The 23,545-nt window shown below is 73.4% G+C and carries 19 protein-coding genes and 1 pseudogene; 10 read left to right on the top strand and 10 right to left on the bottom strand.

Features of this window, described 5'->3' with window-relative positions:
* The first annotated feature begins 175 nt into the window (after positions 1-175).
* From ACFVIU_RS29650 to ACFVIU_RS29640, 3 genes are all read left to right on the top strand, one after another.
* Positions 176-1,162 carry a hypothetical protein gene (locus tag ACFVIU_RS29650; protein WP_385846261.1) on the top strand — a complete coding sequence of 329 codons (987 nt, stop codon included), beginning with the start codon at positions 176-178 and terminating at the stop codon, positions 1,160-1,162.
* A 42-nt stretch (positions 1,163-1,204) separates the two neighbouring features.
* A complete protein-coding gene (locus ACFVIU_RS29645) occupies positions 1,205-2,737 on the top strand; it encodes an amino acid permease (RefSeq protein ID WP_385846260.1) in 1,533 nt (510 codons plus the stop codon).
* Between the two features lie 186 nt (positions 2,738-2,923).
* Complete coding sequence (locus ACFVIU_RS29640; RefSeq protein WP_385846259.1) at positions 2,924-4,006, top strand: mechanosensitive ion channel family protein; 1,083 nt, start codon at positions 2,924-2,926, stop codon at positions 4,004-4,006.
* A 73-nt stretch (positions 4,007-4,079) separates the two neighbouring features.
* Here the strand turns inward: ACFVIU_RS29640 and ACFVIU_RS29635 are convergent, their stop codons facing one another.
* The 7 genes and pseudogenes from ACFVIU_RS29635 to ACFVIU_RS29605 all read right to left on the bottom strand — a co-directional run bounded on the left by ACFVIU_RS29635 (position 4,080) and on the right by ACFVIU_RS29605 (position 11,882).
* Positions 4,080-4,511 carry a hypothetical protein gene (locus ACFVIU_RS29635; protein WP_385846258.1) on the bottom strand — a complete coding sequence of 144 codons (432 nt, stop codon included), beginning with the start codon at positions 4,509-4,511 and terminating at the stop codon, positions 4,080-4,082.
* Positions 4,512-4,569: 58 nt separating this feature from the next.
* On the bottom strand, positions 4,570-5,001 hold the full coding sequence (locus ACFVIU_RS29630; protein WP_385846257.1) for an SHOCT domain-containing protein: 432 nt from the start codon (positions 4,999-5,001) through the stop codon (positions 4,570-4,572).
* A gap of 103 nt (positions 5,002-5,104) precedes the next feature.
* Positions 5,105-5,710: pseudogene (locus tag ACFVIU_RS29625) on the bottom strand (HdeD family acid-resistance protein); the annotation flags it as partial.
* Positions 5,711-5,844: 134 nt separating this feature from the next.
* Positions 5,845-6,042: a hypothetical protein gene (locus tag ACFVIU_RS29620; RefSeq protein WP_385846256.1), complete on the bottom strand. Its 198-nt coding sequence runs from the start codon at positions 6,040-6,042 to the stop codon at positions 5,845-5,847.
* 15 nt (positions 6,043-6,057) lie between these two features.
* A complete protein-coding gene (locus tag ACFVIU_RS29615) occupies positions 6,058-7,686 on the bottom strand; it encodes an MFS transporter (RefSeq protein ID WP_385846255.1) in 1,629 nt (542 codons plus the stop codon).
* 104 nt (positions 7,687-7,790) lie between these two features.
* Entirely contained in the window at positions 7,791-10,403 is a 2,613-nt protein-coding gene (locus ACFVIU_RS29610; protein ID WP_385846254.1) for a LuxR C-terminal-related transcriptional regulator, read from the bottom strand.
* Between the two features lie 243 nt (positions 10,404-10,646).
* The gene (locus tag ACFVIU_RS29605; protein WP_385846253.1) at positions 10,647-11,882 is read right to left on the bottom strand and encodes a hypothetical protein; all 1,236 of its coding nucleotides are present in this window, start codon (positions 11,880-11,882) and stop codon (positions 10,647-10,649) included.
* 436 nt (positions 11,883-12,318) lie between these two features.
* On the opposite strand from ACFVIU_RS29605, the gene ACFVIU_RS29600 reads away from it, so the two are divergent.
* The 6 genes from ACFVIU_RS29600 to ACFVIU_RS29575 all read left to right on the top strand — a co-directional run bounded on the left by ACFVIU_RS29600 (position 12,319) and on the right by ACFVIU_RS29575 (position 18,042).
* Positions 12,319-12,777 (top strand): DUF6325 family protein, encoded by a 459-nt coding sequence (locus ACFVIU_RS29600; protein ID WP_385846252.1) that lies wholly within the window; start codon positions 12,319-12,321, stop codon positions 12,775-12,777.
* A gap of 34 nt (positions 12,778-12,811) precedes the next feature.
* On the top strand, positions 12,812-13,123 hold the full coding sequence (locus ACFVIU_RS29595; RefSeq protein ID WP_385846251.1) for an SHOCT domain-containing protein: 312 nt from the start codon (positions 12,812-12,814) through the stop codon (positions 13,121-13,123).
* Entirely contained in the window at positions 13,123-13,527 is a 405-nt protein-coding gene (locus tag ACFVIU_RS29590) for a DUF4186 domain-containing protein (protein WP_385846250.1), read from the top strand. Before ACFVIU_RS29595 ends, ACFVIU_RS29590 begins: the two co-directional genes overlap by 1 nt.
* Before the next feature lie 99 nt (positions 13,528-13,626).
* Positions 13,627-15,849, top strand: coding sequence for an NADP-dependent isocitrate dehydrogenase (locus ACFVIU_RS29585; RefSeq protein WP_385846249.1), 2,223 nt, complete (start codon positions 13,627-13,629; stop codon positions 15,847-15,849).
* A 139-nt stretch (positions 15,850-15,988) separates the two neighbouring features.
* The gene (locus ACFVIU_RS29580; protein ID WP_385846248.1) at positions 15,989-16,768 is read left to right on the top strand and encodes an N-formylglutamate amidohydrolase; all 780 of its coding nucleotides are present in this window, start codon (positions 15,989-15,991) and stop codon (positions 16,766-16,768) included.
* A gap of 56 nt (positions 16,769-16,824) precedes the next feature.
* Positions 16,825-18,042 carry a cytochrome P450 gene (locus tag ACFVIU_RS29575; protein ID WP_385846247.1) on the top strand — a complete coding sequence of 406 codons (1,218 nt, stop codon included), beginning with the start codon at positions 16,825-16,827 and terminating at the stop codon, positions 18,040-18,042.
* A gap of 6 nt (positions 18,043-18,048) precedes the next feature.
* Here ACFVIU_RS29575 and ACFVIU_RS29570 read toward each other — a convergent pair whose 3' ends face one another.
* From ACFVIU_RS29570 to ACFVIU_RS29560, 3 genes are read right to left on the bottom strand one after another with little or no spacing between them, the layout of a single operon-like run.
* Positions 18,049-18,534 carry a hypothetical protein gene (locus tag ACFVIU_RS29570; protein WP_385846246.1) on the bottom strand — a complete coding sequence of 162 codons (486 nt, stop codon included), beginning with the start codon at positions 18,532-18,534 and terminating at the stop codon, positions 18,049-18,051.
* A complete protein-coding gene (locus tag ACFVIU_RS29565; protein ID WP_385846245.1) occupies positions 18,531-19,169 on the bottom strand; it encodes an RNA polymerase sigma factor in 639 nt (212 codons plus the stop codon). Before ACFVIU_RS29565 ends, ACFVIU_RS29570 begins: the two co-directional genes overlap by 4 nt.
* Positions 19,166-20,587 (bottom strand): S8/S53 family peptidase, encoded by a 1,422-nt coding sequence (locus ACFVIU_RS29560; RefSeq protein ID WP_385846244.1) that lies wholly within the window; start codon positions 20,585-20,587, stop codon positions 19,166-19,168. The genes ACFVIU_RS29565 and ACFVIU_RS29560 overlap by 4 nt, the downstream gene beginning before the upstream one ends.
* A gap of 85 nt (positions 20,588-20,672) precedes the next feature.
* Here ACFVIU_RS29560 and ACFVIU_RS29555 point away from each other — a divergent pair, with 85 nt between their 5' ends.
* On the top strand, positions 20,673-23,276 hold the full coding sequence (locus ACFVIU_RS29555) for a CHAT domain-containing protein (protein WP_385846242.1): 2,604 nt from the start codon (positions 20,673-20,675) through the stop codon (positions 23,274-23,276).
* Positions 23,277-23,545: the final 269 nt, after the last annotated feature.

The following is a 23,545-nucleotide window of genomic DNA, read 5'->3' as shown; positions in this document are numbered from 1 at the left end:
TTATCAACTCACATGGCTGGTTAGTTGAGTTGATAACAATGGCGGGGTTCCGGCGACCCCTCTATAGTGACCGCCGACCAGGACCAGGAACATCACGAACACCGCCCAGGGGAGGGCTGTTGCCACGTCACCCCGCCGCCTCGCCCGCGCCCCCGGGCCACGGGGCCGACGGCTGATGGCCAGGGAAGGAGCACGGCTCTCCTACGACCCCGCGGGCCCCGACCACGCCCTGCGCGCCGCGCTCCAGGAGCTGCGCACCGGCCGCTGGATGGCCATGCGCGCGCTGCTCGCGGAGACCACGCGGGGCTGGGAGTGGACCCGGCGCACCCAGGTCCTCGCGACCGTCGCGGCCGGCAGCGACGTGGTGCGGGCCTGGCTCACGGAGGAACCGGACAGCGTCCACGCGGCGGTGATGCAGGCCCGGGTGGGGGTCGAGCGGGCGCTGCGGGCGCAGCGCGAACGGCACCGCCGTACCCACGAGTTGTGGATCGAGGCCTGGGACGCCGCGCAGACGGCCACCCGCATCGCACCGCGGGACCCGGTGCCCTGGATATGCCTGCTGGCGCTGGCCCAGCTCGATCCGGAGCAGCGCTGGGAGGAGCACCGGGCCGCGCCGCCCGGGCCGCTGCTGCCGCCGGGTCCGTGGGGGCTGCTGGCCGAGGCGCACGCCCGCGACCCGTACAACCGTGAGGCCCACCACCGGATGCTCCAGTTCCTGTACGCGCGCGGCGGCTCGGACCGGCTCACGGAGGCCGCCGGCTACGCCCAGTGGGCCGCCGCCGAGGCCCCGCCGGGTTCCGCGGTGCATCTGCTGCCGCTGTACGTCCGGGTCGAGCGCTACCGCCGGAGCAGCGGGTACGACGCGGCGCTCGATCTGCACTGGGTGGCCGACGACGCGACCCGCGAGGCACGGCACGGGCTGCGTTCCTGGTTCGACCGGGCGCCGCACGCCGAGGCCTCGCCGCTGGACCTCAACCACCTCGCGCACGCCCTGTGGGGTGCGCTGCTCTTCCCGGACGCGGCCCGGGTGTTCGAGGCGATCGGCCCCTATGTCACCCCCGCGCCCTGGATGTACCGCACCCCGGACCGGGGCCGTGCCGTGGAGGTCTTCACCCAGGCCCGGGACCGCTGCCGGGCGGCCGCCGACGACCCCCGTCCGTGAACTCCCCCTGATCGCAGGCCCCTTGACTCCGGAGGTTTCCGCATGTCCCCCCGCACTTCCGACCCCGTGCCCGCCTCGGGGCCGCCGCCCCAGGACGAGGAGCAGCGGCTGCGCGAACTCGGCTACCAGCCGGTGCTGGCCCGCCGGATGGGCGGCTTCGGCAACTTCGCGATCAGCTTCTCGGTGATCTCGATCCTGTCCGGCTGCATGACCCTGTACGGCTTCGGCCTGAACACCGGCGGCCCCGCCGTGATGCTGTGGGGCTGGGCGGGGGTCGGCCTGTTCGTCCTGTGCGTCGGGCTCGCGCTCGCCGAGGTCACCAGCGCCTATCCGACCTCCGGCGCCCTGTACTACATGGCCGACCGGCTCGGCGGGCGCCGCTGGGGCTGGTACACGGGCTGGCTGAACCTGCTCGGCCTGCTCGGCGCGATCGCCGGCATCGACTACGGCGCCGCGCTGTTCACCGGCGCCTTCGCCAACCTGCGGTGGGGCTTCACGCCGACACCGGGCCGGACCATGCTGATCTTCTGCGCCATCCTGCTGCTGCACGCCGTGCTGAACCTGTTCGGGGTCCGCCTGGTCAGCCTGCTCAACTCGGTCAGCGTGTGGTGGCATCTGGCGGGTGTCGCCCTGATCGTCGGCGCGCTCGCCATCGTCCCCGACCACCACCAGTCGCCGTCCTTCGTCTTCGGGAAGTTCGCCAACGAGACCGGCTGGCACAACCCCCTCTACGTGGCGGCGATCGGGCTGCTGCTCGCGCAGTACACCTTCTCCGGCTACGACGCCTCCGCCCATCTGTCCGAGGAGACCTCGCGTGCCTCGGTGGCCGCCGCGCGCGGCATCGTCCGGTCCATCTGGGTCTCCTGGCTCGCGGGCTTCGTCCTGCTCGCCGGGCTGACCTTCGCCATCCAGGACTACGACGCCACCCGCACCACCGCCACCGGGGTGCCGCCCGCGCAGATCCTGCTCGACGGCCTCGGCACGAACGGCGCGAGCGCGCTGCTGCTCGTCGTGATCATCGCCCAGCTGTTCTGCGGGAACGCCGAAGTCGCCGCGGCCAGCCGGATGGTGTTCGCGTTCAGCCGGGACCGCGCGCTGCCCGGCTCCCACCTGTGGCGCACGGTCAGCGGCCGCACCCAGACCCCGGTGGCCGCCGTATGGCTGTCGGTGGTCGTGGCCGGCGTCCTCGCGCTGCCGTCGCTGTACTCGTCGACCGCGTACAACGCGGTGACCGCCATCAACGTCATCGGCATCACCCCCGCCTACGCCATCCCGGTACTGCTGCGGCTGCGCGCCGGGGACCGGTTCCGGCCGGGTCCGTGGCACCTGGGCCGCTGGAGCCGGCCGGTCGGCTGGATCGCCGTGGTCTGGGTGACGTGTGTGACGGTGCTGTTCTGTCTGCCGCAGTCCTCGCCGGTCACGGTCGACACGATGAACTACGCGTCGCTGGCGCTCGCCGTGGTCCTGGTCCTCGCCAGCGTCTGGTGGTACGTGGCCCGCCGGTCGTACGGCACGCCCACCGCCGCCTATGGCAGCGGCCGCGACCAGGAGGAACTCGCGGAGGGCATCATCTGAGCGGCTGTCCGGCAAGCGCCGGTCCGGGTGCGAACTGGTGTGCCGGATACGGCAGGATGAGCCATCGCGCCGGTCACCGGAGTTCCGGGCCGGCGCGATCGCACATCCCGGACATCGAGCAGGTGACACCGTGACGAGACTTCACACCAGGCTCCCCGCAGCCGCTCCGCGCCTCGGAGGTGACCGGTGAACCGCGCCCTGACCCTGGACGACCTGGTCCTCGCCGGCATCGCCCTGGCCGCGGGCCTGCTGCTCGCCTTCCTCTCCCGGGCGGTGCTGCGGTGGCTCGCCAAGCACGCCAAGCGGACCCGCTGGAGCGGCGACGACGTCATCGTGGACGCGCTGCGCTCGGTCGTGCCGTGGGCGGCGATCGCGGGCGGCGCGGCGGCGGCCGCGGCCGTGCTGCCGCTCACCCGGCCCGTCCAGCACCATGTGAACCAGATCCTCGAGGTCGGGGTCATCTTCGTGGTGACCCTGTCCGCCGCCCGGGTCATCGCCGGTCTGGTGCAGACGGTCACCCAGTCCCGCTCCGGCGTGGCCGGTTCGGCGACCATCTTCGTCAACATCACCCGGGTGCTGGTCCTCGCCATCGGCTTCCTGGTGGTGCTGCAAACCCTCGGCATCTCCATAGCGCCGCTGCTGACCGCCCTCGGCGTGGGCGGTCTGGCCGTCGCGCTGGCCCTCCAGGACACGCTCGCCAACCTCTTCGCGGGCGTCCACATCCTCGCCTCCCGGACCGTCCAGCCGGGCGACTACATCCGGCTGAGCAGCGGGGAGGAGGGCTATGTGGTGGACATCAACTGGCGCCAGACGACGGTCCGCCAGCTCTCCAACAACCTCGTGGTCATCCCCAACGGCCAGCTGGCGAAGGCCAACATGACCAACTACACCCGCCCCGAACAGCGGTTGACGGTGCTGGTCCAGGCGGGCGTGGGCTACGACGCCGATCTGGAGCACGTGGAGCGGGTCACGGCGGAGGTCGTCGCGGAGACCATGCGCGAGGTCGAGGGCGCCGTCGCGGAGCACGAGCCCGCGATCCGCTTCCACACCTTCGGCGACTCCCGCATCGGCTTCACGGTGGTCCTGGGCGTCGGCGAGTTCAGCGACCAGTACCGGATCAAGCACGAGTTCATCAAGCGTCTGCACCGGCGCTTCCAGCAGGAGGGCATCTCCGTCCCGGCCCCGACCCGTTCGGTCTCCCTCCAGCAGGGAGCGGTGGTGATCCCCCAGCAGCGGTCGGGCCAGGGCGTCGGCGGCGGAGCGGCCTGAAAACGTCGGCGGCCGGCAGGCCCCTTTCGGGGCCCGCCGGCGCGGGGCGACGGTGCCGGAGCTGCTCGTGCCGCTACGGGCTCTCGGCGAACTCGTCCCGCTGGACCACGCACAGGGCCCAGATGATGAAGCCGGACAGGGCGATCATCACCACGGACCACACCGGGTAGTACGGCAGCGAGAGGAAGTTGGCGATGATGACCAGCCCGGCGATGGTGATGCCGCCGACGCGTGCCCACAGCGACGGCTGGAACAGCCCGAAGCTGACCACCAGGGCGATCACGCCCAGCACCAGATGGATCCAGCCCCAGCTGGTGAGGTCGAACTTGAAGACGTAGTTGGGTGTCGTGACGAAGACGTCGTCCTGCGCGATCGCCATGATGCCGCGGAACACACCGAGCATCCCGGCGACCATCAGCATGACGCCCGCGAACATCGTGAGCCCGCCCGCCCACGCCTGCTTGGCGGAGGAGGTGTGGCCGCGGGTGTGGTGCGTCGTAGCCATGTGCATGCCTCGATTCACACGGGGCGCGGGTCAGCGCCCGTGAGGGGTGGGAAACGGACTACCGCTGCTGCGGTCCGGCGCCGCTGAGGACGAGTTCCTTCGCCCTGCGGAACTCCTCGTCGGTGATGTCACCGCGGGAGCGCATGTCGGAGAGCTTGCTGAGTTCGTCGGCGCTGCTGGGGCCGCCCCGGGCGGTCTCCCGGACGTAGGAGTCGAAGGCCTCCTGCCGGGTCCGCGCCTCGTTGATCTCCCGGGCGCCCATGCCCTTGCCGCGGGCGATCAGGTAGACGAAGACGCCCAGGAAGGGCAGCACGATCACGAAGAGCGTCCAGCCGGCCTTGGCCCAGCCGCTCAGGTCGTCGTCGCGGAAGATGTCGACGATGATCCGGAACAGCAGGATGAACCACATGATCCACAGGAAGAACACCAGCATGGTCCAGAAGGCGCTCAGCAGCGGATAGTCGTACGCGAGGTAGGTCTGTGCGCTCATGTCTCTTTCTCCGTCCGTGGCGCCGGCCCGCCGGGTTCACCAAGCCGGTCCGTGACGCTCTCAGCGTGCACACGCCGAGGGCCGCGCCCGGCAGCGCGTCGCCCCTGCGCAGCGCCGCCCGCCATGCGAAGGCGAACACGAGTTCGCCGATGCCCAGCAGCACCAGCCACAGACCGAGCAGCCGGGTCAGCGCCCGCGCCGAGGCCGTGGGCATGGCCAGCACCACGATCCCGGCGACGATGCCGAGCAGCGCGACACCGACCACGACCCCGCGGTGCGGCAGATCCGGGGCGGCGAGCGCGGCATACAGCGTGAGGATGCCGGACACCAGCCAGGTGAGCCCGACGATCAGCGACAGCGCCGCGACCGTCTGCATGGGATGGCGCAGGCAGAGCACGCCGGCCAGTACGAAGAGCACGGCCACCAGCAGTCCCGGAACCCGCTCGCCGTGCTCCCGCCCGAACGCCGTCACGAACCGGAAGGCGCCCGTGAGCAGCAGATAGAGGCCGATGAGCACGGCGAGGACGTGCAGGGTCTCGTCCGGCCAGACGAGGACCAGCACGCCCGGTACGAGCGTCGCGATCGCCGACCCGAGGATCCAGGTCCACGAGCGCCCGATCGCCGTGAGCGTCCCGTCGGGGTCGGTGGCCGCCTCGCCGGGCAGATACGACAGGCCGCTGCGCGGCGCCTGTCCACGCGACTCGGTCATGGCTCCTCCTCGCGTGATCCGGCCCGCCCGCGGAACACCCGGCGGGGCGGCTTGTGATCCCTCACCCGGCCAGCGTGCGTGCGCGGCCCGCGCCGCGCATCACCCGCGGCGAGTGATCCCCCCGGCCACCGCGGTCACTCGGGCAGCTGCCGCAGTTCCACGACCCGCAGCCCCAGCGACTGACAGCGGTTCAGCAGGCCGTACAGGTGCGCCTCGTCGATGACGGGACCGAACAGCACCGTCTGGCCGGACATCCGCACATGCTCCAGCTCCGGGAAGGCCTGGACGAGGGTCTCCGACATATGTCCGTCGACGCGGATCTCGTAGTGCATGGGCCGTTCTCCCCCTCACTCCCGGGCACCGGCCGCGCCCGCCGAGGCGCCGCTTCTGGACTGTTTCGGCCCCCGGGCCGGCGCGCCCGGCAGATGGCCGGTGACCAGGAAGGCCGCCATGGTGATCCCGCCGGTGGCGAGGATCGCCGCCTTCAGGCCGTCCAGCTGGGCGGAGGCGTACGAGGAGGTGACGGCGTCCACCTCGGACGGCGGCAGTCCGGCGTCCTGGGCGGCCGTGCGCACCTGGCTGGTGGGCACGAAACTGACCCCGGCCTCCAGGGCGACGCTGGTCTGGTGCTTGGCCTCGGACGACAGCTGGGGGTTGCTTTCCACCTCGGCCGTGAAGGCGTGCACGAGCGCGCCGATGAGCAGCGACCCGATGAGTGCGGTGCCCAGGGCCGAGCCCAGGTTCTGCGCCGTGAACTGGAGGCCGCCGACCTCGCTGCGCTGCTCCTCGCCCACGCTCGACTGGACGACGTTGCCCAGTTGGGAGGCGAGCAGCCCCATGCCGATGCCGAGCACCGCCATCGCCCCGGCGAACTGGGCGTTGTCGATCACCGGATCGATCGTGGCGAGCAGCCACAGCACGGCCGCGGCCAGGGTCAGCAGCCCCAGCCGGACGACCCTGCGCGGGCCCAGGATCCGGCCGAGCCGGGCGGCGCCGAGGGAGGTGACGAGCATCGTGACGGACACCGGCACCAGCCGCAGCCCGGTCTGGAAGGCGTCGTAGCCCTGCACGACCTGGAGGTACAGGGGGATGGTGAAGAACAGGCCCAGCAGGATGAGGTTCTGGCAGAGCAGGGTGAGCAGGCCCGAGCGCAGCGGCGCCACCCGGAACAGGGACAGGTGCACCAGGGGGTCGACCGCCGCTGCCTCCCGCCGCCGCTCCGCGTGCACGAAGAGGGCCAGTACGGCCACCCCGGCGCCGACCACGAACAGGGTGGGGGCGAACCCGAAGACGGTGAAGGGCGGGTTGCGCGGGTGCACCCAGCCCCAGGTGCTGCTCTGGAGCACCCCGAGGACGCCCAGCGCGAGTCCGGCCGCCGAGAGGGCCGCGCCGGGCAGGTCCAGCCGGGGCGGCGGTCCGGTCCGCGCGACCTCCTTGACCACCCGGTGGAACAGCAGCACGACGGCGACGACCACGACCTCGCCCGCGAACACGAGCCGCCAGGTCAGATACGTCGTCACCCAGCCGCCCAGCAGCGGGCCGACCGCGATTCCGGCCCCCGCCAGTCCGCCGATCACACCGTAGGCGACCGCCCGGTCCCTGCCCTGGTAGGACTCGGCGACCAGGGCAGCCATGGCGGGCAGCACCATCGCGGCGCCGAGCCCCTCGATCACCGACCAGCCCAGCGCGAGCACCCAGAGGGTCGGGGCCAGCGCGGTGAGGGCCGAGCCGATGCCGTAGACGACCAGGCCGACGACGAAGAGGCGGCGACGGCCGTGGATGTCGCCGAGCCTGCCTCCTATGATCATGAATGCCGCCATGACCAGGGCGTACAGCGTGATGACGCCCTGGATGGCGGTGACCTCGGTGTGGAAGTCCTCGACCAGTTGGCTGATCGAGACGTTCATCACGGAGGTGTCCAGGACCATCAGGAACTGGGCCGTCCCGAGCACCATCAGAGCGCGCCAGTGTCCCATGGTGTCCACCTCGCCGAGTCCTGCCGGCCGGCGGCCGGGAACTCGGCCGCCCCCCTCATCGCAGCGTCAGGCGTGTGGGCCGCGCCTCACCCGTCGCGGGGGAATCATCCGGCGGGAGGCCGGATCAGCCCGCGGTCGCGGGCCCGGCGCACCGCGGCGCCGCGCCCGTTCACGTCGAGCTTCCGGTAGACGCTCTTCAGGTGGGTCTTCACCGTGTTGACGGAGACGTACAGGTCGGCGGCGATCTCCTCGGTGGACATCAGCTGGGCCAGCCGGTCCACGACGTCGCGCTCGCGCCCGCTCAGCTCCTCGACGACCAGGGGCGGGGCATCCCCGGCCGCCTCCCGCCCGGCATCGGCCACGGGGCGGTCCGGGACGAGCCACCCGGCGGCCAGGCCTTGCAGGGGCGGGGTGTCCAGCAGGCGCCGGATCCGCGGTCCGGCTTCGAGGAAGGGCCGGCGCAGCCGCTCCCGGCGGGCCTCCCGCAGGGCACGGGCGAGCAGTCTGCGGGTGGTGTCGACGTCCGTCTCCTGCGCGGCTCCGGCGCGCACCAGGGCCGCCTGTACGGTCGCCCGCGGGCCGGTGCTGCCCGCCGTCATGTGGTCGAGCAGGTCGATCGCCGCCCGCTGGTTTCCGGCGGCGAACTGGGCCCAGGCCAGCTCCGCCGTGCACACGGGTTCACCGTCGCAGGAGACGTCGTCCAGGACCTTCACGGCGCTGTCCGGGCGGCCCTCGGCCAGCTGGGCCGCGGAGGCGACCAGCGCCGTCTGGGCCTCGGCCCAGGGGGAGGCCACCATGGCCGGGACCGTGAGGCCGGCGGCCGCCGCGGCCGCCTGCGGTTCGCCGCGCGCCAGCAGCAGCCGGGCCGTGACCAGCGAGCGGCCGGCGGCGGTGACGGGGTCGGCCGGGCAGGCGCAGCCGTCCGCCTCGCCCAGAAGCGTCTCGGCGTGCCGGAGTTCGCCGCGGTCGACGGCGACCGCCGCGAGGACCAGCTGCCCCAGGTCGGCGCCGGAGCAGCGGGGGCGGCACAGGCCGAACTTCTCCGTCTCGCGCAGCGCCGCCTGCGCCGTGCGCTCCGCCCGGCACAGCCGGCCGTTCAGGTAGTCGATCAGCGCCAGCTGCCCCAAGGAGTCCTGCCGCGGCAGTGCGGTGGAGACACCGCTCGGGAAGCCGGCGGCCTCGGACAGGGCGGCCCGCGCGTCGTCGAAGCGCCCGGCCCACAGCCGGGCCGAGCCCAGATGGGTCAGCAGCAGGGCCTGGAACTCGGGGTGGTTCTCCAGGAGTCGGGCGGAGACCTCGCCGCGCAGTTCCTCGGCCGTCGCCACGGCCCGCTCCGCCATGCCCGGCGAACCGGTCAGCCGGGCCGCCAGGGATTCCAGCAGCACACAGCTCAGCCGGCCCGCGGCATCGGCCGGCCCCGCGGCCAGCCGGCCCTCCACTCGGCGCAGCCGGACCAGGCCGCGGTCGGCGTCGCCCACGGACAGGTCGTGCGCGGCGCGCACCAGCTCCGCCGCCGCGCTCGTCGGCTCGGGGCCCATCCGCGAGAACAGATCGGCGAGGTCGTCCGCGCGCAGCCCGGTGAAGAGCTGGCCGATCGCCAGGTCGTCGACGAGGGCCTGGGCGGCGAAGTTCCAGTCGCCCGCCGCGGCGCCGTGCGTCAGCGCCTCGGGCAGGGCGCCGGCGGCGCGCAGCCAGCGCGCGGCGCGCCGGTGGAGTTCTGTTTCGAGCCCCGGCGAACGGGCCCTCAGATGGGCCCGGAGGATCTCGCCGAACAGCGGGTGCAGCCGGTACCACGAGTGCCCGAGGTCCTCCACGAACGCGTTCTGGCCGTGCAGTTCGGCCAGGGTCCGCTCGGCGCCGCCGCGCCCGGTCAGCTCCGCCACCAGCACCGGGGAGAACCGCTCCACGACACTGACGCGCAGCAGCAGCTCCTGGGTGCGGGCCGGCTGCCGTTTCAGCACCTCGGCCAGCAGGAAGTCGGCGATCGTGCTGCGGTCCGCCTCGAAATCCGTCAGATACGTGTCGGGGTCCGGGCTCTGCCGGGCCGCCAGGGCGCACAGCCGCAGCCCGGCGGCCCAGCCCCGGGTGCGCGCCAGCAGGGCCTGGACGGCCTGTGCGGGCAGCCGCAGCCCGTGCAGCTCCAGCAGCGCGGCGGCCTCCTCCGCGGTGAAGGCCAGCTCGGCGTCGCGGATCTCGGTCACGGTCCCGGCCGCCCGGTAGCGGTGCAGCGGAAGCAGCGGCTCGGTGCGGGTGACGAGGACCAGGCGCAGCCCCTGCCCGGCGTGGTGCAGGACGAACTCCAGCTCCTCCGCGATCCGCGCGGAGACCACCCGGTCGAACTCGTCGAGCACGAGGACGACGGGCCGCTCGCGCGCGCTCAGTTCACCGGCGAGCCGGGCCAGCAGGTTGCGGTCCACCCGGCCCGCGTCCGCCGGGCAGCCGACGGCGGCCGTCAGCGGTACGCCGGCGGCGCGCAGGGACTGGAGCACATAGGCCCAGAACATTCCGCTGCCCTGGTCGCCCGCTTCGACGGTGAACCAGGCGACGGGCTGTCCGAGCCGGGCGGCCCAGTCCGCGACCAGGAGGGTCTTGCCCGCGCCCGCCGAGCCGTTGACCATCGTCAGCGGTGTCCCGAAGGCCTGGTCGAGGTGGTCGGTGAGCCGTCGGCGGAGCAGAAAGGTGGCGGGCCTGGCCGGCAGCGCGAACCGGGTCCGCAAGAACGGCTCTCCCAGCGGATCGACGTGCTCTCCGGCCGATCCCCTCGTGTGCTCGTGCCTGGTAGCCACAGGGTCACCACCCTGTCCCTCGGGCCCGTGGAGAGGCTTTCGTCTGTCATACCCAGTTTGCCGGTCCGGCCGCGGCGCGCACATGGACCGGTCGGGCCCTTTCGTCCGCCCATCCGTCCCCGGACCGGGCGCAGCGGCCCCCGGTGTACCCCGGTCCGTCCCGCGCGGCCGCCGTCAGTGCTCGTCCGCGGGCGGTTCCGGCTTGGTCCGTGCCGCCTCCAGCTGCACCCGGCCCCCGGCCGCCAGCAGCGCGAGCAGCGCCAGGATGCCGAGCAGCACCAGGACCAGCAGCAGCACCGTGAGCGCCGTCGGATGGTTCCACAGCGCGAAGACGAGCGCGATGATCAGCAGGCCGGCGAGGGCGATGGCCCGGCGGTAGGCCAGTGCCCAGGCGCCGACGCGCCCGGCGTGGATGTGGTGGCCGGCCGCCCAGCGCGCCGCGGAGTCCGCCGTGTGGTCGGAGTAGCCGCGCACGGCCACGGGCAGCCGGCCCGGTCCGACGAGATAGGCGCCGAGAGCGATGACCACGCCCAGGACGACGGCCGTACGCAGGCTGACCCGGAGGAACCTGAGGAGGGTGTCGAAGACGGCGGCGGCCGCCGCCTTGGACTGCACCTGCGGCGGCAGATGGTCGAGGTAGTAGCGGCGGGCCACGACCAGCGCGAGGGCCACCACCAGGCAGGCGAAGGCGGCGCCCAGCGCGGTGCGCGCGAGGGCCCGGCGCCGGTGGCGGGCCAGGAACACTCCGGCGACGCCCAGCAGGACGACCAGCACCGGCAGCCAGTTCCCCACGACATCCAGGAGGTGGGCGCCCTTGCGGAACTTGGCGAGCTGGTCGGAGTGGAACAGCACCAGCTGCTTGTTCACCTGCGGGATCTTGGCGGCGGGCTTCAGACCGGCGTCCACCAGCTCCGTCTTGACCCGGTCGACGGCCGTGCCGACGTCCAGGGTGACGGTGCCGTCGCTGACCCCGACCGCACCGCGTCCCTCACCGGTCAACGCGTGGACGACGGCGTTGTGAGCGGCGCGGTTGGCGTTGCGCCACACCGTGACGAAGACGTCGCTGTGGACGACACGGGTGGCGATCTTGGTCACCGACGCGTCCACGGCGGAGTCGATCTGCGGCCCGAGCCGGCTGACCGCGTCGGCGGCCAGCGGCGGCAGTCCCTGGGACTGGAGCCAGGAGGCGATGTCCCCGGCGACCTGCTTGCCGTCCACGCGGGTGCCCACGGCCTCGGTGATCCGGTGGACCGCCGCGTCCTGGACGGCGGGCTCGGTGGCCAGCGGTGCCACCGTGGCCACGTAGCGGTCGGTGTCGAGCGCGATGTCGTGCACCCAGGTGGCGAGGAGCGCGACCGGGACGAGGATGCAGGTGAGCACGATGAGCACGGCGGAGGCGGTGCTCCGCACGGCACGTCCGGCGCCGCCGCCCCCCGACCGCCCCCCGGGCGTCCCCGGCCGTCCGCCTCCGCCTCCGGCCCCGGAACTCGCACCAGCTCCCCCGGCTGCGGGGCCCGCCGCCTCCGCACGGTTCCGGTCCCGGTCGGCGTCCTGCGGGTTCGGGGCGGGCCGGTCCCGGTCGGGCTCCTGCGGGTTCGGGGCGGGTGGCTCGGTCACGGGACCCTCCGGCGGGGCGATGGCTGGACACCCTCCATTCCGTCAGTCCCGCGGCCGCTCCGCGCGCCGGAGTGGCCCGCACGGGCGAGTCCGTTCACCGTCCGCGCATCCCTGGTCACCGCTCCGCCCGCAGAAGTGCGGGCCCCTCCCGCGCGTGCTGGACTGGGGGAAACGGCGTTCTGACGAGTGTCGGCCGTACCGACTCCGATCCTTCTCGTGAGGAGAGGCCATGGACAGCGTCGAAGAGATGGGACCCGTCGACTACCTGGTCATCGAATTCGTCGGCAACCGCATGACGGGGGAGGCGTTCCCGCTCCTGGTCGATCTCGCCGAACGCGGCATCATCCGGATCATCGACCTCGCCTTCGTCCGCAAGGAGACCGACGGCACGACGACCGGTCTGGAGCTGCGGGACCTCGGCGACACGATCGATGTGTCCCTCTTCGAGGGAGCCTCGGCCGGCGTGCTGGACCAGGGCGACCTCGAGGAGGCCGCCAACGCCCTGGAACCCGGCAACTCGGCCGCCGTACTGGTGTACGAGAACCTGTGGGCCGCACCGCTGGCCGCCGCGCTGAGGCGCAGCGGGGCACAGCTCGTGGCCAGCGGCCGCATCCCCGTCCAGGCCCTGCTGGCGGCCCTGGACGCCACGGAGGAGCCGGTGCCGCCCGGTGGCTCCGCGGCCGCCTGAGCATCCACGCATCGACACAGGGAGATGACCGCACATGCCCGGACTGCTTCGGGGAGTAGCGCGCACCGCCGTCGTCGCCGGAACGGCGACCGCCGTGTCCAACCGCGTCTCGCGGCGGCAGGCGGGCCGCTGGGCGCAGCAGGACGACGAGCAGCAGCAGAGCCAGGCTGCACCGCAGTACGCACAGCAGCAACCGCCCCCGCCCCCACCGCCGCCGGCTGCGCCCGCCGCCGACGACGACATGAGCCAGAAGATCGACCAGCTCAAGCAGCTGGGCGACATGCGAAGCCAGGGAATTCTGACCCAGGAGGAGTTCGAGCAGCAGAAGCGCCTGCTGCTGGGCTGATGCCCGAGCCGAACTCCCCGCACCCGCCCGTCCCGGAGCCGGGCTTTCTGGACCGGCGTCTGGACGCCCTCGCCCGCCAGCCGTTCCGGGCCCGGTTCCGGCTGCGCGGCCGGGACCGGGCGACCGCGGAGCTGAAGGGACCGGCGACGGTGCGCCGGCACGCGTACGACCTGATCGCCAGGCGTCTGGCACCGGCCGAGCCGCACAAGGACGGCCGGCAGACCCCGTACCGCGGCCACCCGGTCTTCGTCGCGCAGCATGCGACCGCCACCTGCTGCCGGAGCTGCCTGGAGCGCTGGCACGGCATCCCGAAGGGGCGGGAGCTGAGCCACGCGGAGCGGGACTACGTGGTGGCCGTGATCTGCCGGTGGATCGAGCGGGAGATGACAGCCGGGCCCGGCTGATCGAAAACAGACGCCCGTGAGCGGACCCCTGTCGAGTCGGACCCGATCACGAGATATCTTGATGTCGAGCAATGTTGCAGACGTGGAGCGGAGCACCCGGTGACTGACTCGACCATCATCTACACCTACACTGACGAGGCCCCGGCCCTGGCGACGCATTCGTTCCTGCCGGTGATCCAGGCCTATGCCGCGCAGGCCGGTGTGCCCGTGGAGACCCGGGACATCTCGCTGGCCGGACGCATCATCGCCCACTTCCCGGAGTACCTGAACGAGGACCAGCGCATCCCGGACGCCCTGGCCGAGCTGGGTGACCTGGCCAAGACGCCCGCCGCGAACATCGTCAAGCTGCCGAACATCTCGGCGTCCATCCCGCAGCTGCGCGCCGCCGTCGCCGAGCTCCAGGGCAAGGGCTACGCGCTGCCGGACTACCCGGACGACCCGAAGACCGACGAGGAGCGCGAGATCCGCGCCCGCTACGACAAGGTCAAGGGCTCCGCCGTCAACCCGGTCCTGCGCGAGGGCAACTCCGACCGCCGTGCCCCGGCGTCGGTGAAGAACTACGCCAAGACCCACCCGCACCGCATGGGCGCCTGGACCGCCGAGTCCAAGACGAACGTGGCGACCATGGGCGAGAACGACTTCCGCTCCACCGAGAAGTCGACCGTCATCGCCGAGGACGGCACGCTGCGGATCGAGCTGGTCGGCGAGGACGGCACGACCACCGTGCTGCGCGAGTCCGTGCCGGTCCTGAAGGACGAGGTCGTCGACGCCTCCGTGATGCGCGTCGCCGCCCTGAACCGCTTCCTCGCCGCGCAGGTCGCGCGCGCCAAAGAGGAGGGCGTCCTGTTCTCCGTGCACCTGAAGGCCACGATGATGAAGGTCTCCGACCCGATCGTCTTCGGCCATGTGGTGCGCGTCTTCTTCCCGAAGACGTTCGCGAAGTACGGCGAGACCCTCAAGGCCGCCGGCCTCACCCCGAACGACGGCCTCGGCGGCATCCTGAAGGGCCTGGAGAACCTGCCCGAGGGCGCCGAGATCAAGGCCTCCTTCGACGCCGAGCTGGCCGAGGGCCCGGCCCTGGCGATGGTCGACTCCGACAAGGGCATCACCAACCTGCACGTCCCCTCGGACGTCATCGTCGACGCCTCCATGCCGGCGATGATCCGCACCTCCGGCCACATGTGGGGCCCGGACGGCCAGGAGCACGACACCCTCGCGGTGCTGCCGGACTCCTCCTACGCCGGTGTCTACCAGGCCGTGATCGAGGACTGCCGCGCCCACGGCGCCTACGACCCGTCCACCATGGGCTCGGTGCCGAACGTCGGCCTGATGGCGCAGAAGGCCGAGGAGTACGGCTCCCACGACAAGACCTTCGAGGTCCCGGCCGCGGGCACGGTCCGCCTGGTCGACCAGAACGGCGACGTCGTCCTGGAGCAGCCGGTCTCCGCCGGCGACATCTTCCGCGCCTGCCAGACCAAGGACGCCCCGATCCGCGACTGGGTGAAGCTGGCCGTCACCCGCGCCCGCGCCACCGGCGACCCGGCCGTGTTCTGGCTGGACGAGGACCGCGCCCACGACGCGCAGCTGATCGCCAAGGTCCGCCAGTACCTGACGGAGCACGACACCGAGGGCCTGGACATCCGCATCCTGCCCCCCGTCGAGGCCACCAAGCTGTCGGTGGAGCGCATCCGCCGCGGCGAGAACACCATCTCGGTGACCGGCAACGTGCTGCGTGACTACCTGACCGACCTGTTCCCGATCCTGGAGCTGGGCACCAGCGCCAAGATGCTGTCGGTCGTCCCGCTGATGGCGGGCGGCGGCCTGTTCGAGACGGGTGCCGGCGGTTCCGCGCCGAAGCACGTCCAGCAGCTGGTCAAGGAGAACTACCTGCGCTGGGACTCGCTCGGTGAGTTCTTCGCGCTCGTCCCGGCCTTCGAGCAGTACGCGGCGGCCACCGGCAACACCCGCGCCAAGGTGCTCGCCGACACCCTCGACCGCGCCACGGCGACCTTCCTCAACGAGGACAAGTCCCCGACCCGTCGCGTCGGCGGCATCGACAACCGCGGCAGCCACTTCTACCTGTCCCTGTACTGGGCGCAGGAGCTGGCCCGGCAGACCGACGACGCCGACCTGGCCAAGGCGTTCGCGCCGCTCGCCGAGTCCCTCGCCGCCGACGAGCAGAAGATCGTGGACGAGCTGATCGCCGTCCAGGGCTCGCCGGCCGACATCGGCGGCTACTACCAGGTGGACAAGGCCAAGGCGGACGCGGTCATGCGCCCGTCGGCCACCTGGAACGCCGCGCTGGCGTCCCTGAGCAGCTGACGCCCGCGGCGCTCCGGCTGCCCGCCTGAGCCCGTACTCCGCCCCCGGCCGGTGTCTTAGGCCGGGGGCGGAGGCATGCCGGCCCCTCGGTCCCGCACCGCCGTCCAGCAGTACGCCCCCGCCGCCCCCGGAGCCGCCCGTGTCCTCGTACGACCTCCTTCCCGGCGCCCCCGACTCGCCGGTCCTGCTGCACATACCGCACTCGGCACGGACGGTGCCCGCAGAGGTGCGGGCCGGGATCGTACTGAGCGACGCGGAACTGGAGCGGGAGCTGGACCACATCACCGACGCGCACACCGCACAGCTCGCCGAGCGGGCGGCCGGGCTGGCCGGGGTGACGCCCTGGCGGTTCGTGAACCGGCTGTCGCGGCTGGTCGTGGACCCCGAGCGGTTCCCGGACGAGCGTGAGGAGATGCTCGCGGCCGGGATGGGGGCGGTCTACACGCGCACCACGCACCGGGCGGAGCTGCGGCCCGCCGACACCGATCCGGAGCCGCTGCTCGCCCGGTACTTCCGGCCGTACGCCCGGGCCATGACCGAGGCGGTCGCGGACCGGCTGGCCGCCACCGGGCGGGCCGTCATCGTCGACGTGCACTCATACCCCAGCCGGCCGCTCCCCTACGAGCTGCACGGCACCGGTCCGCGCCCGCCCGTCTGCCTGGGCACGGACGCCTTCCACACCCCGCCGGAACTGGTCGAGGCCGCCCGCACGGCGTTCGCCGGCTGCGGCGGCACCGGGCTGGACAGCCCGTTCGCCGGGACCTACGTACCGCTGGAGTTCTACGGCACGGACGCCCGGGTCGGCGCCCTGATGGTGGAGATCCGCCGGGACCTCTACATGACCGAGCCGGGCGGCGCGGCCGGGCCGGGGCTGGAGCGGCTCGCCGGCGCACTGGCCGCGCTGGTGGACGCACTGTAGCCCGGGTGGAGCACGTCCGCAGGACAGCGAGCGGGGCCCGTACCAGGGTGGTGGGCATGACCGAGGAGATCACGCTGGCCGGCCAGGCCCCGCCGCCCGAACGGGTCTGGCCCGCCCTCGACCTGGACGGCCCGGACTTCGACCCGGTCCTCGCCGACCTCATGCGCGAAGGTCCGCTGACCCGGATCAGGCTGCCGTTCGGCGAGGGCTGGGCATGGCTGGCGACCCGCTATCACGACGTACGGCTGATCACCAACGACCCGCGGTTCAGCCGCGCGGAGGTCACCCGCCGTCAGGTGACCCGGATGGCGCCCAACTTCGCGCCCCGGCCGGGCTCTCTGGCCTGGGTCGACCAGCCCGACCACAACCGGCTGCGCAAGCCGGTCGCGGCGGCCTTCACCGTGTCCGGGATGAAACGGCTGCGGCCGCGCGCCCAGGCGATCCTGGACGAGCTGATGGACGGCGTCGTACGGGACGGTCCCCCGGCCGACCTGGTCGAGCGGGTGCTGGAGCCCTTCCCGATCATCGTGGTCAGCGAGGTGATGGGGGTGCCGGCCGCCGACCGGGACCGGGTGCACGCGTGGACCCGGGAGATCATCTGCACCACCGGGGCGGAGGCGGCCGGCGAGGCCAAGAACGGGCTGTACGGCTGGATCACCGCGACCGTGCGGGCCCGCGCGAACAGCACGGACGAGGACGTCTACTCGCTGCTGGGCCGGGCCGTGGCGGCCGGTGAGATCCGTGAGGAGGAGGCCGTCGGGCTGGCCGGTCCGCTCCAGATCGGCGGTGAGGCGGTCACGCACAACTGCGGGCAGATGCTGTATCTGCTGCTGACCCGCCCGGAGCTGATGGAGCGGATGCGGGCGCGGCCCGGGGAACGCGGGCCGGTGCTGGACGAGCTGCTGCGCTGGATCTCGCACCGCAGCTCGGTGGGGCTCGCCCGGATCGCGCTGGAGGACGTGGAGATCGCGGGCCACCGGATCGCGGCGGGCGATCCGGTCTACGTCTCCTATCTCGCCGCCAACCGCGACCCGGACGTCTTTCCCGACCCGGACCGCATCCACCCCGACCGCGAGCCCAACCCGCACCTGGCGTTCGGCAACGGCCCGCACCACTGCACCGGCGCGGTGCTGGCCCGGCTCCAGCTGGAGCTGCTGGTGGACACGGTGCTGGACCGGCTGCCCGGACTGCGGCTCGCGGTGCCGCCGCAGGAGGTGCGGTGGCGGCACCGGACGATGATCCGCGGTCCGCTGACGCTGCCGGTCACCTGGTGAGGGCGGTCAGGCCCGCAGCCACTCCGTGACGATCACCTCGCCGCCGGTCCGCAGCCTGAGGGCGAACGGGCCGGCCGGCGGGGTGTCGCTGGTGAAGCGGCCGAGGGTGTCGACGGCGACCGGGCGGGCGCTCCCCGGACCGCCGAGCACCTCGACGTCGGCCGCCCGGGGCGGCAGCAGCTGCCCGATCAGGCCGTCCTCGGTGACCTCGACGTCGACGGTCACCCCGCCCGCGCGGAAGGTCAGCATCCGCGGCGCGTCCACGGCCCCCCTGACCGGCAGGGCGTCCACGAGCGAGTCGAAGGTCAGCTCGGCGACGCGGGCGTCCAGGTCGTGCAGGGCGTAGGCGTCCAGGGCGAGTTGGCACAACTGCTCCGGGACGGGGTCGAGGACGGCGATCGCCCGGCGCAGCTCCTCCTCCAGCAGTCCGTCCTCGAACCCGCCGTCCGCTGCGTCGTGTTCGGGCATCCGGTTCTGGTCCTCGCCGCTCATGCCGCTCCCCGTGCGTCCATCCGGGCCCGCAGCCGGCGCAGACAGCGCTGGCGGAGGGGGCCGATACTGCCGACCGCGATACCGAGCGCGGCCGAGATCTCCAGATAACTGGGCGGCGGTGAGGCCACCAGGACCCGCAGCAGCTGACGGCAGCGCTCGCCCAGTCCGTCCAGTTCCTGCCGCAGCCGGCGGATCCGCTCGGCGCGGTCCGCCGCCTCCTCCGAGTCGATCAGGGTCTGTTCCGGGGTGCGCTCCTCGCTGGCCCGGTCCAGGACCCGTGGATCGTCCGTGAGGGTCAGCCGGTTCAGGCCCTTGAGCACCTTCACGCACTCGTGCCGGGCCGTGGCGGCCAGCCAGGAGCCGGCCTTGTCGGGTTCGCGGATCCGGCCCAGGTGCTGGGCGAAGCGGAACCACACGGTCTGGAAGACCTCGTGACCGTCGGCGTCGGACAGCCGGTGCGCGCGCACCACCGACCACACCAGCGGGCTCAAACCTTCCACGAGCGCTTTCCAGGCCGCGGCGTCTCCGTCGACGGCGGACCGGACCAACGCGCCGACCTCTGTTCGGTCCACGTCTCCACCCCTTGTGTACGGCACGTCATCGTACGCCGTGGAGCGGAGGGTTCCGGCGCTCATGCGGGCAGCGCGGGGGTCGCCAGCGGGACCGGGCGCCAGGTGGCCGGCCGGAGCACCGGGACGTGCGCCCCGCGCACCTCGGCCCGGTCGGCGGCCGCCAGCAGCCGGTCGCGGGCCACGCGCGGATCGCGCTCCCCCAGCGCCGTCATCTGCGCGGCGACGAGGCCCGCGGCGACCGGAGTGGCGAAGGAGGTGCCGCTCCACTGCGCCAGGCCGTCGAACATCACCTGGTCCGGCTTGCCCCCGGTGCTCTCCCGTCCCTCGCTCAACACACCGGTGTGGCGCGGGAACTGGCAGGTGCAGGCGTAGTCGAAGCCGTACCGGCAGGCGTCGTAGGTGGAGTGCTGGTAGCGGTACGGCACCGGTGTGCCGAAGCCGGTGAGGGCGCTGGTGAGCCGCTCGCCGGGGGCGTAGACGCCGACCCAGGGGCCGTGGTTGCTGAAGCAGGCCGGGCCGTCGCCGTCGGAGCGCAGGGCGCCGACCGAGAGCACGCTGTCGGCGTACTCGGGCAGCGCGGCGTAGGCGGCCGGCCAGAACGGCACGTCGCTGCCGTTGTTGCCGGCGGCGGCCACCAGCAGGGTGCGCTGCTCGCGCAGTGCGCGCATGAAGGCGTCCAGGCCGAGCAGGCCGTCCGTGGTGTCCGCGGGGGTGCCCGCGGAGAGGCTGAGGATGTCGGGCCAGCCGCTTCCCTCCACCGCGTCGAAGAGCCTGCCGCCGAACTCGGACTCCAGCACGGCACCGGCGTCGTCGAGGGTGCCGCGGACAGTAAGGTCGGTGTCGGGGGCGACGGCCGCGAGCAGCCCGGCGATGAACGTGCCGTGTCCGACGTACTGGTGGAGCACCCCGTCGGCGTCGGTCTCGTGCCGCTGGGGGTCGCCCGTGGTGTGGGCCAGCAGCGGGTAGGCGCGGTGGTCGTGCACCAGCCCGGTGTCGATCACCAGGACGCGTACGGCGCGGTCGGGGTCGTAACCGGTGGGATCGGCCGCGGGGTTGGCCCGCCCGCTGCGGGCGACGGGCACCGGTTCGTCGCCGGGGCAGGCGTTGACCGCGATGTGCACCACATGGTTGCGGCCGGCCAGCCGGCGCCCCTGGCGCTCCTCGGCCTCCCGCAGGGCGCGCAGGGCGTGCGGCACCTGGTCGTCGGCGAGGGCCGGGTCGCCGACCCGGATGCGGGTGACACCGGTGCGGTCGGACTCCGGGCCGGCGCGGCGCACATGCTCGGGGGACAGCCCCGGGGCCTCGGTGAAGTGGGCACGCACGGTGTCCTCGACGACCTGTGCCTCCTGGCCGGTGCGGGCGAGGACGACACCCTTCTCGTACAGGAAGTGGGCGTCGTCGTCCGGTCCCATGGCGAGCGGGACGTCGGGCATGGAGCGCTGGATGTGTGCGAACTGCTCGTGGAATCGCTGTGGTGCCATGGTGTGTCTCCCCCTCGACGACGGTGTTCGACAGTGAGAGCCGTGGGACCACCGTCTGATACAGCAGGCCACTACCATGCGAGACGTGACAGCGGGAAGCGCGGCGGTGGCGGAGCTGCTGCCCATGGTGTTCGCCGACCCGGGCGAGGCCCGGGCACGCGCCGAACAGGTGCTGCGGGAGAATCCGCCGCCGCTGCACGCCAGCGTCGCCCACCAGGTGCTGGGCATCTGGCAGCGGGACTTCGGGGATCTCCGGGTCGCGCTCACCCATCTGCGGCGGGCCCGCGATCTGGCCGCGCGCGCCGACTCCGCCGACCGGGAGGCGGATGTCCTCGCCACACTGGGGGTCGCACTGGTGCACGCGGGGCGCACGCGACAGGGGCTCGCCTCCTTCGAGCGGGGGGTCGCCCGGGGCACCGGACACACCCGGGCCCGGGTGCTGTACCGGCGGGCCTATGTGTGGTGGGTGCTGGGACATCACCGGGAGGCGCTGGAGGACGTCCGGCGGGCGCTGCCGGTGCTGCGCCAGGTCGCCGACGACATCTGGACGGCGCGGGCGCTGACCCTGCGGGCGACGGTGCATCTGGCACTGGGCGCGGTGGACCGGGCGGCCGCCGACTTCACGGCGGCGGAGCGGCTGTGGGACACCACCGGCCAGGAGCACGACAAGGCGGACGCGGTGGAGAGCCGGGGCCTGGCGGCGTTCCGGTCCGGGGACATCCCGGTGGCGCTGCGCCTGCTGGACGAGGCCGAGGAGCGGTACGCCAAGCTGGGCACGCCGACGTACAACCTGTCCATCCGGCGCTGCGAGGTGCTGATGGCGGCGGGTCTGGCGCCGGAGGCGCAGGCCGAGGCGGACGCGGCGATCGCGGTGCTGGAGCGGATCGGCGGTCAGTCCACGCGCCGGGCCGAGCTGCTGCTGGCCGCCGCGCGGGCCGCCCGGTCGGCCGGGGACGCGCAGACGGCCGTCGCCCGGGCCGCCGTCGCCGTACGGCTGTTCACGGCGCAGCGGCGGCTGTGGTGGGAGACGCACGCCCGGCTGGTGCTGATCGAGGCCCGGGTGGCGGCCGGGCGGCGCTCCGGTCGGCTGGTCGGCGACGCGGCGGCGGTCGCGGAGCGGCTGGCCGCCTTCGACTCGCCGGCCGCGCCGGAGGCGTCGTTGCTCGCGGGCCGGATCGCGCTGGCGCTGGGCTGGACGGCGGACGCCGAACGGCACCTGGCGGTGGCGGCCCGCGGCCGGCGCTCGGGTCCGCCGCTCGCCCGGATGACGGGCTGGGTGGCCGAGGCGCTGCGGGCCCGGGCGGCCGGGTCCCGGCGCGGGGTGCTGGAGGCCTGCCGGCGCGGCCTCGACGTCCTCGACGACCACCGGATGACGCTCGGCGCCTCCGAGCTGCGCGCCCATGTGACCGCCAAGGGCGCCGAACTGGCCGCGCTGGCCCAGGAGGTGACCCTGGACCAGGGCGACCCGCGGCGGCTGCTGGGGTGGAGCGAACGGTGGCGGGCGACCGTGCTGTCCGCGCCGCCGACCCGGCCGCCCGCGGATCCGGCGCTGCTGAGCAGCCTGACCGCCTACCGGGAGATCGCGGCCCGGGCGGAGGGCGCCCGGATGGACGGGCGGCCGGTCCCCGCGCTCGACCGGGAACAGCGGCGCCTGGAGCGGGAGATCCGCTCCCGCACCCATCACATCCGCGGCGCCGCCCCGCACGCGGGCAACCGCCTGGACGTGGCCCGGCTGCTGGACCGGCTGGGCGAGGCCACGCTGGTCGAACTCGCCGTGGTGCGGGGCCGGGTGCACATCCTGCTGTGCGGGCGGGGGCGGGTACGGCGGTTCGCCGGCGGGGCGCTCGCCGAGGCGGTGGCCGAGGCCGAGCACGTCCAGGCGGGGCTGCGACGGCTCGCCCATCCCGGCGCGGAGGCGCGGCTGCCGCTGGTGGAGGCGGGGGGCCGGCGGCTGGAGGAACTGCTGCTCGCGGGCGCCGTACCGCATCTGGGCCCCGGCCCGGTGGTGATCGTGCCGCCCGGGGCGCTGCACCGGGTGCCGTGGGCGCTGCTGCCCGCGCTGCGCGAGCGGGTGCTGAGCGTGTCGCCGTCGGCGGGCAGCTGGCTGCGCGCCCGCGAGACGTCACCCCCGCCGGCCGGCCGCCCGGTGCTGGTGCGCGGCCCGGGCCTGGCCACGGGCGGCGCCGAGGTGCCCGCGCTGGCGGACCGGTACGGCACCGCGACGGTCCTGGAGGGCGAGGACGCCCAGGTCCCCCGGGTGCTGGCGGAGCTGGACGGCGCGGGTCTCGCCCATCTCGCCGCCCATGGCACGTTCCGCGCCGACAGCCCGCTGTTCTCCGCTCTGCGGATGGCCGACGGCCCGCTGATCGTGCACGACTTCGAGCGTCTGGCCCGCAGCCCGTACCGGATCATCCTCTCCAGCTGCGACACCGCCCGGCTGGCCTCGGTCGGCGCCGACGAACTCCTCGGCCTGGTCACCGCGCTGCTGCCGCTGGGCACGGCCGGGGTGGTGGCGGCCAGCGCACCGGTCAACGACGCGGCGGTGGTCCCGCTGATGCTCGCCCTGCACAAGGGCCTCGACACCGGCCTCAGCCTGGCCGAGGCCCTCCGCGACGCCCGCACGACCCTGCCGGACGACCCCCTCCACCAGGCCACGGGCTGGGCCTTCGCAGCATTCGGAGCGGCATAGGGCCCCTTCCTGTCAGGGCTGACGACAGTGGCCTTCGCGCCCTTCGGCACCACATGCCGCACCGTCTCAGCCAGGGCTGCGCCCCCCGGGGGCGCGGGGAACTGCGCGAGCAACCACAACCCACCCGCGCCCGGCCCCTACGCCGACTCCTCCACCGGCCACGCCGGACAGTGGCTAGTACTCCAGTCAGATTTCGTGTCCTGAGCTGGTGGTTGTCGTTGTCCGGGTATGGAGGCGATAGCCGAAGTCGACCAGTGGCAGGGTGAGTT

Source organism: Streptomyces sp. NPDC127190, from assembly GCF_042672505.1.
Lineage (GTDB): Bacteria > Actinomycetota > Actinomycetes > Streptomycetales > Streptomycetaceae > Streptomyces.
This window is presented reverse-complemented; position numbering and strand designations above follow the sequence as displayed.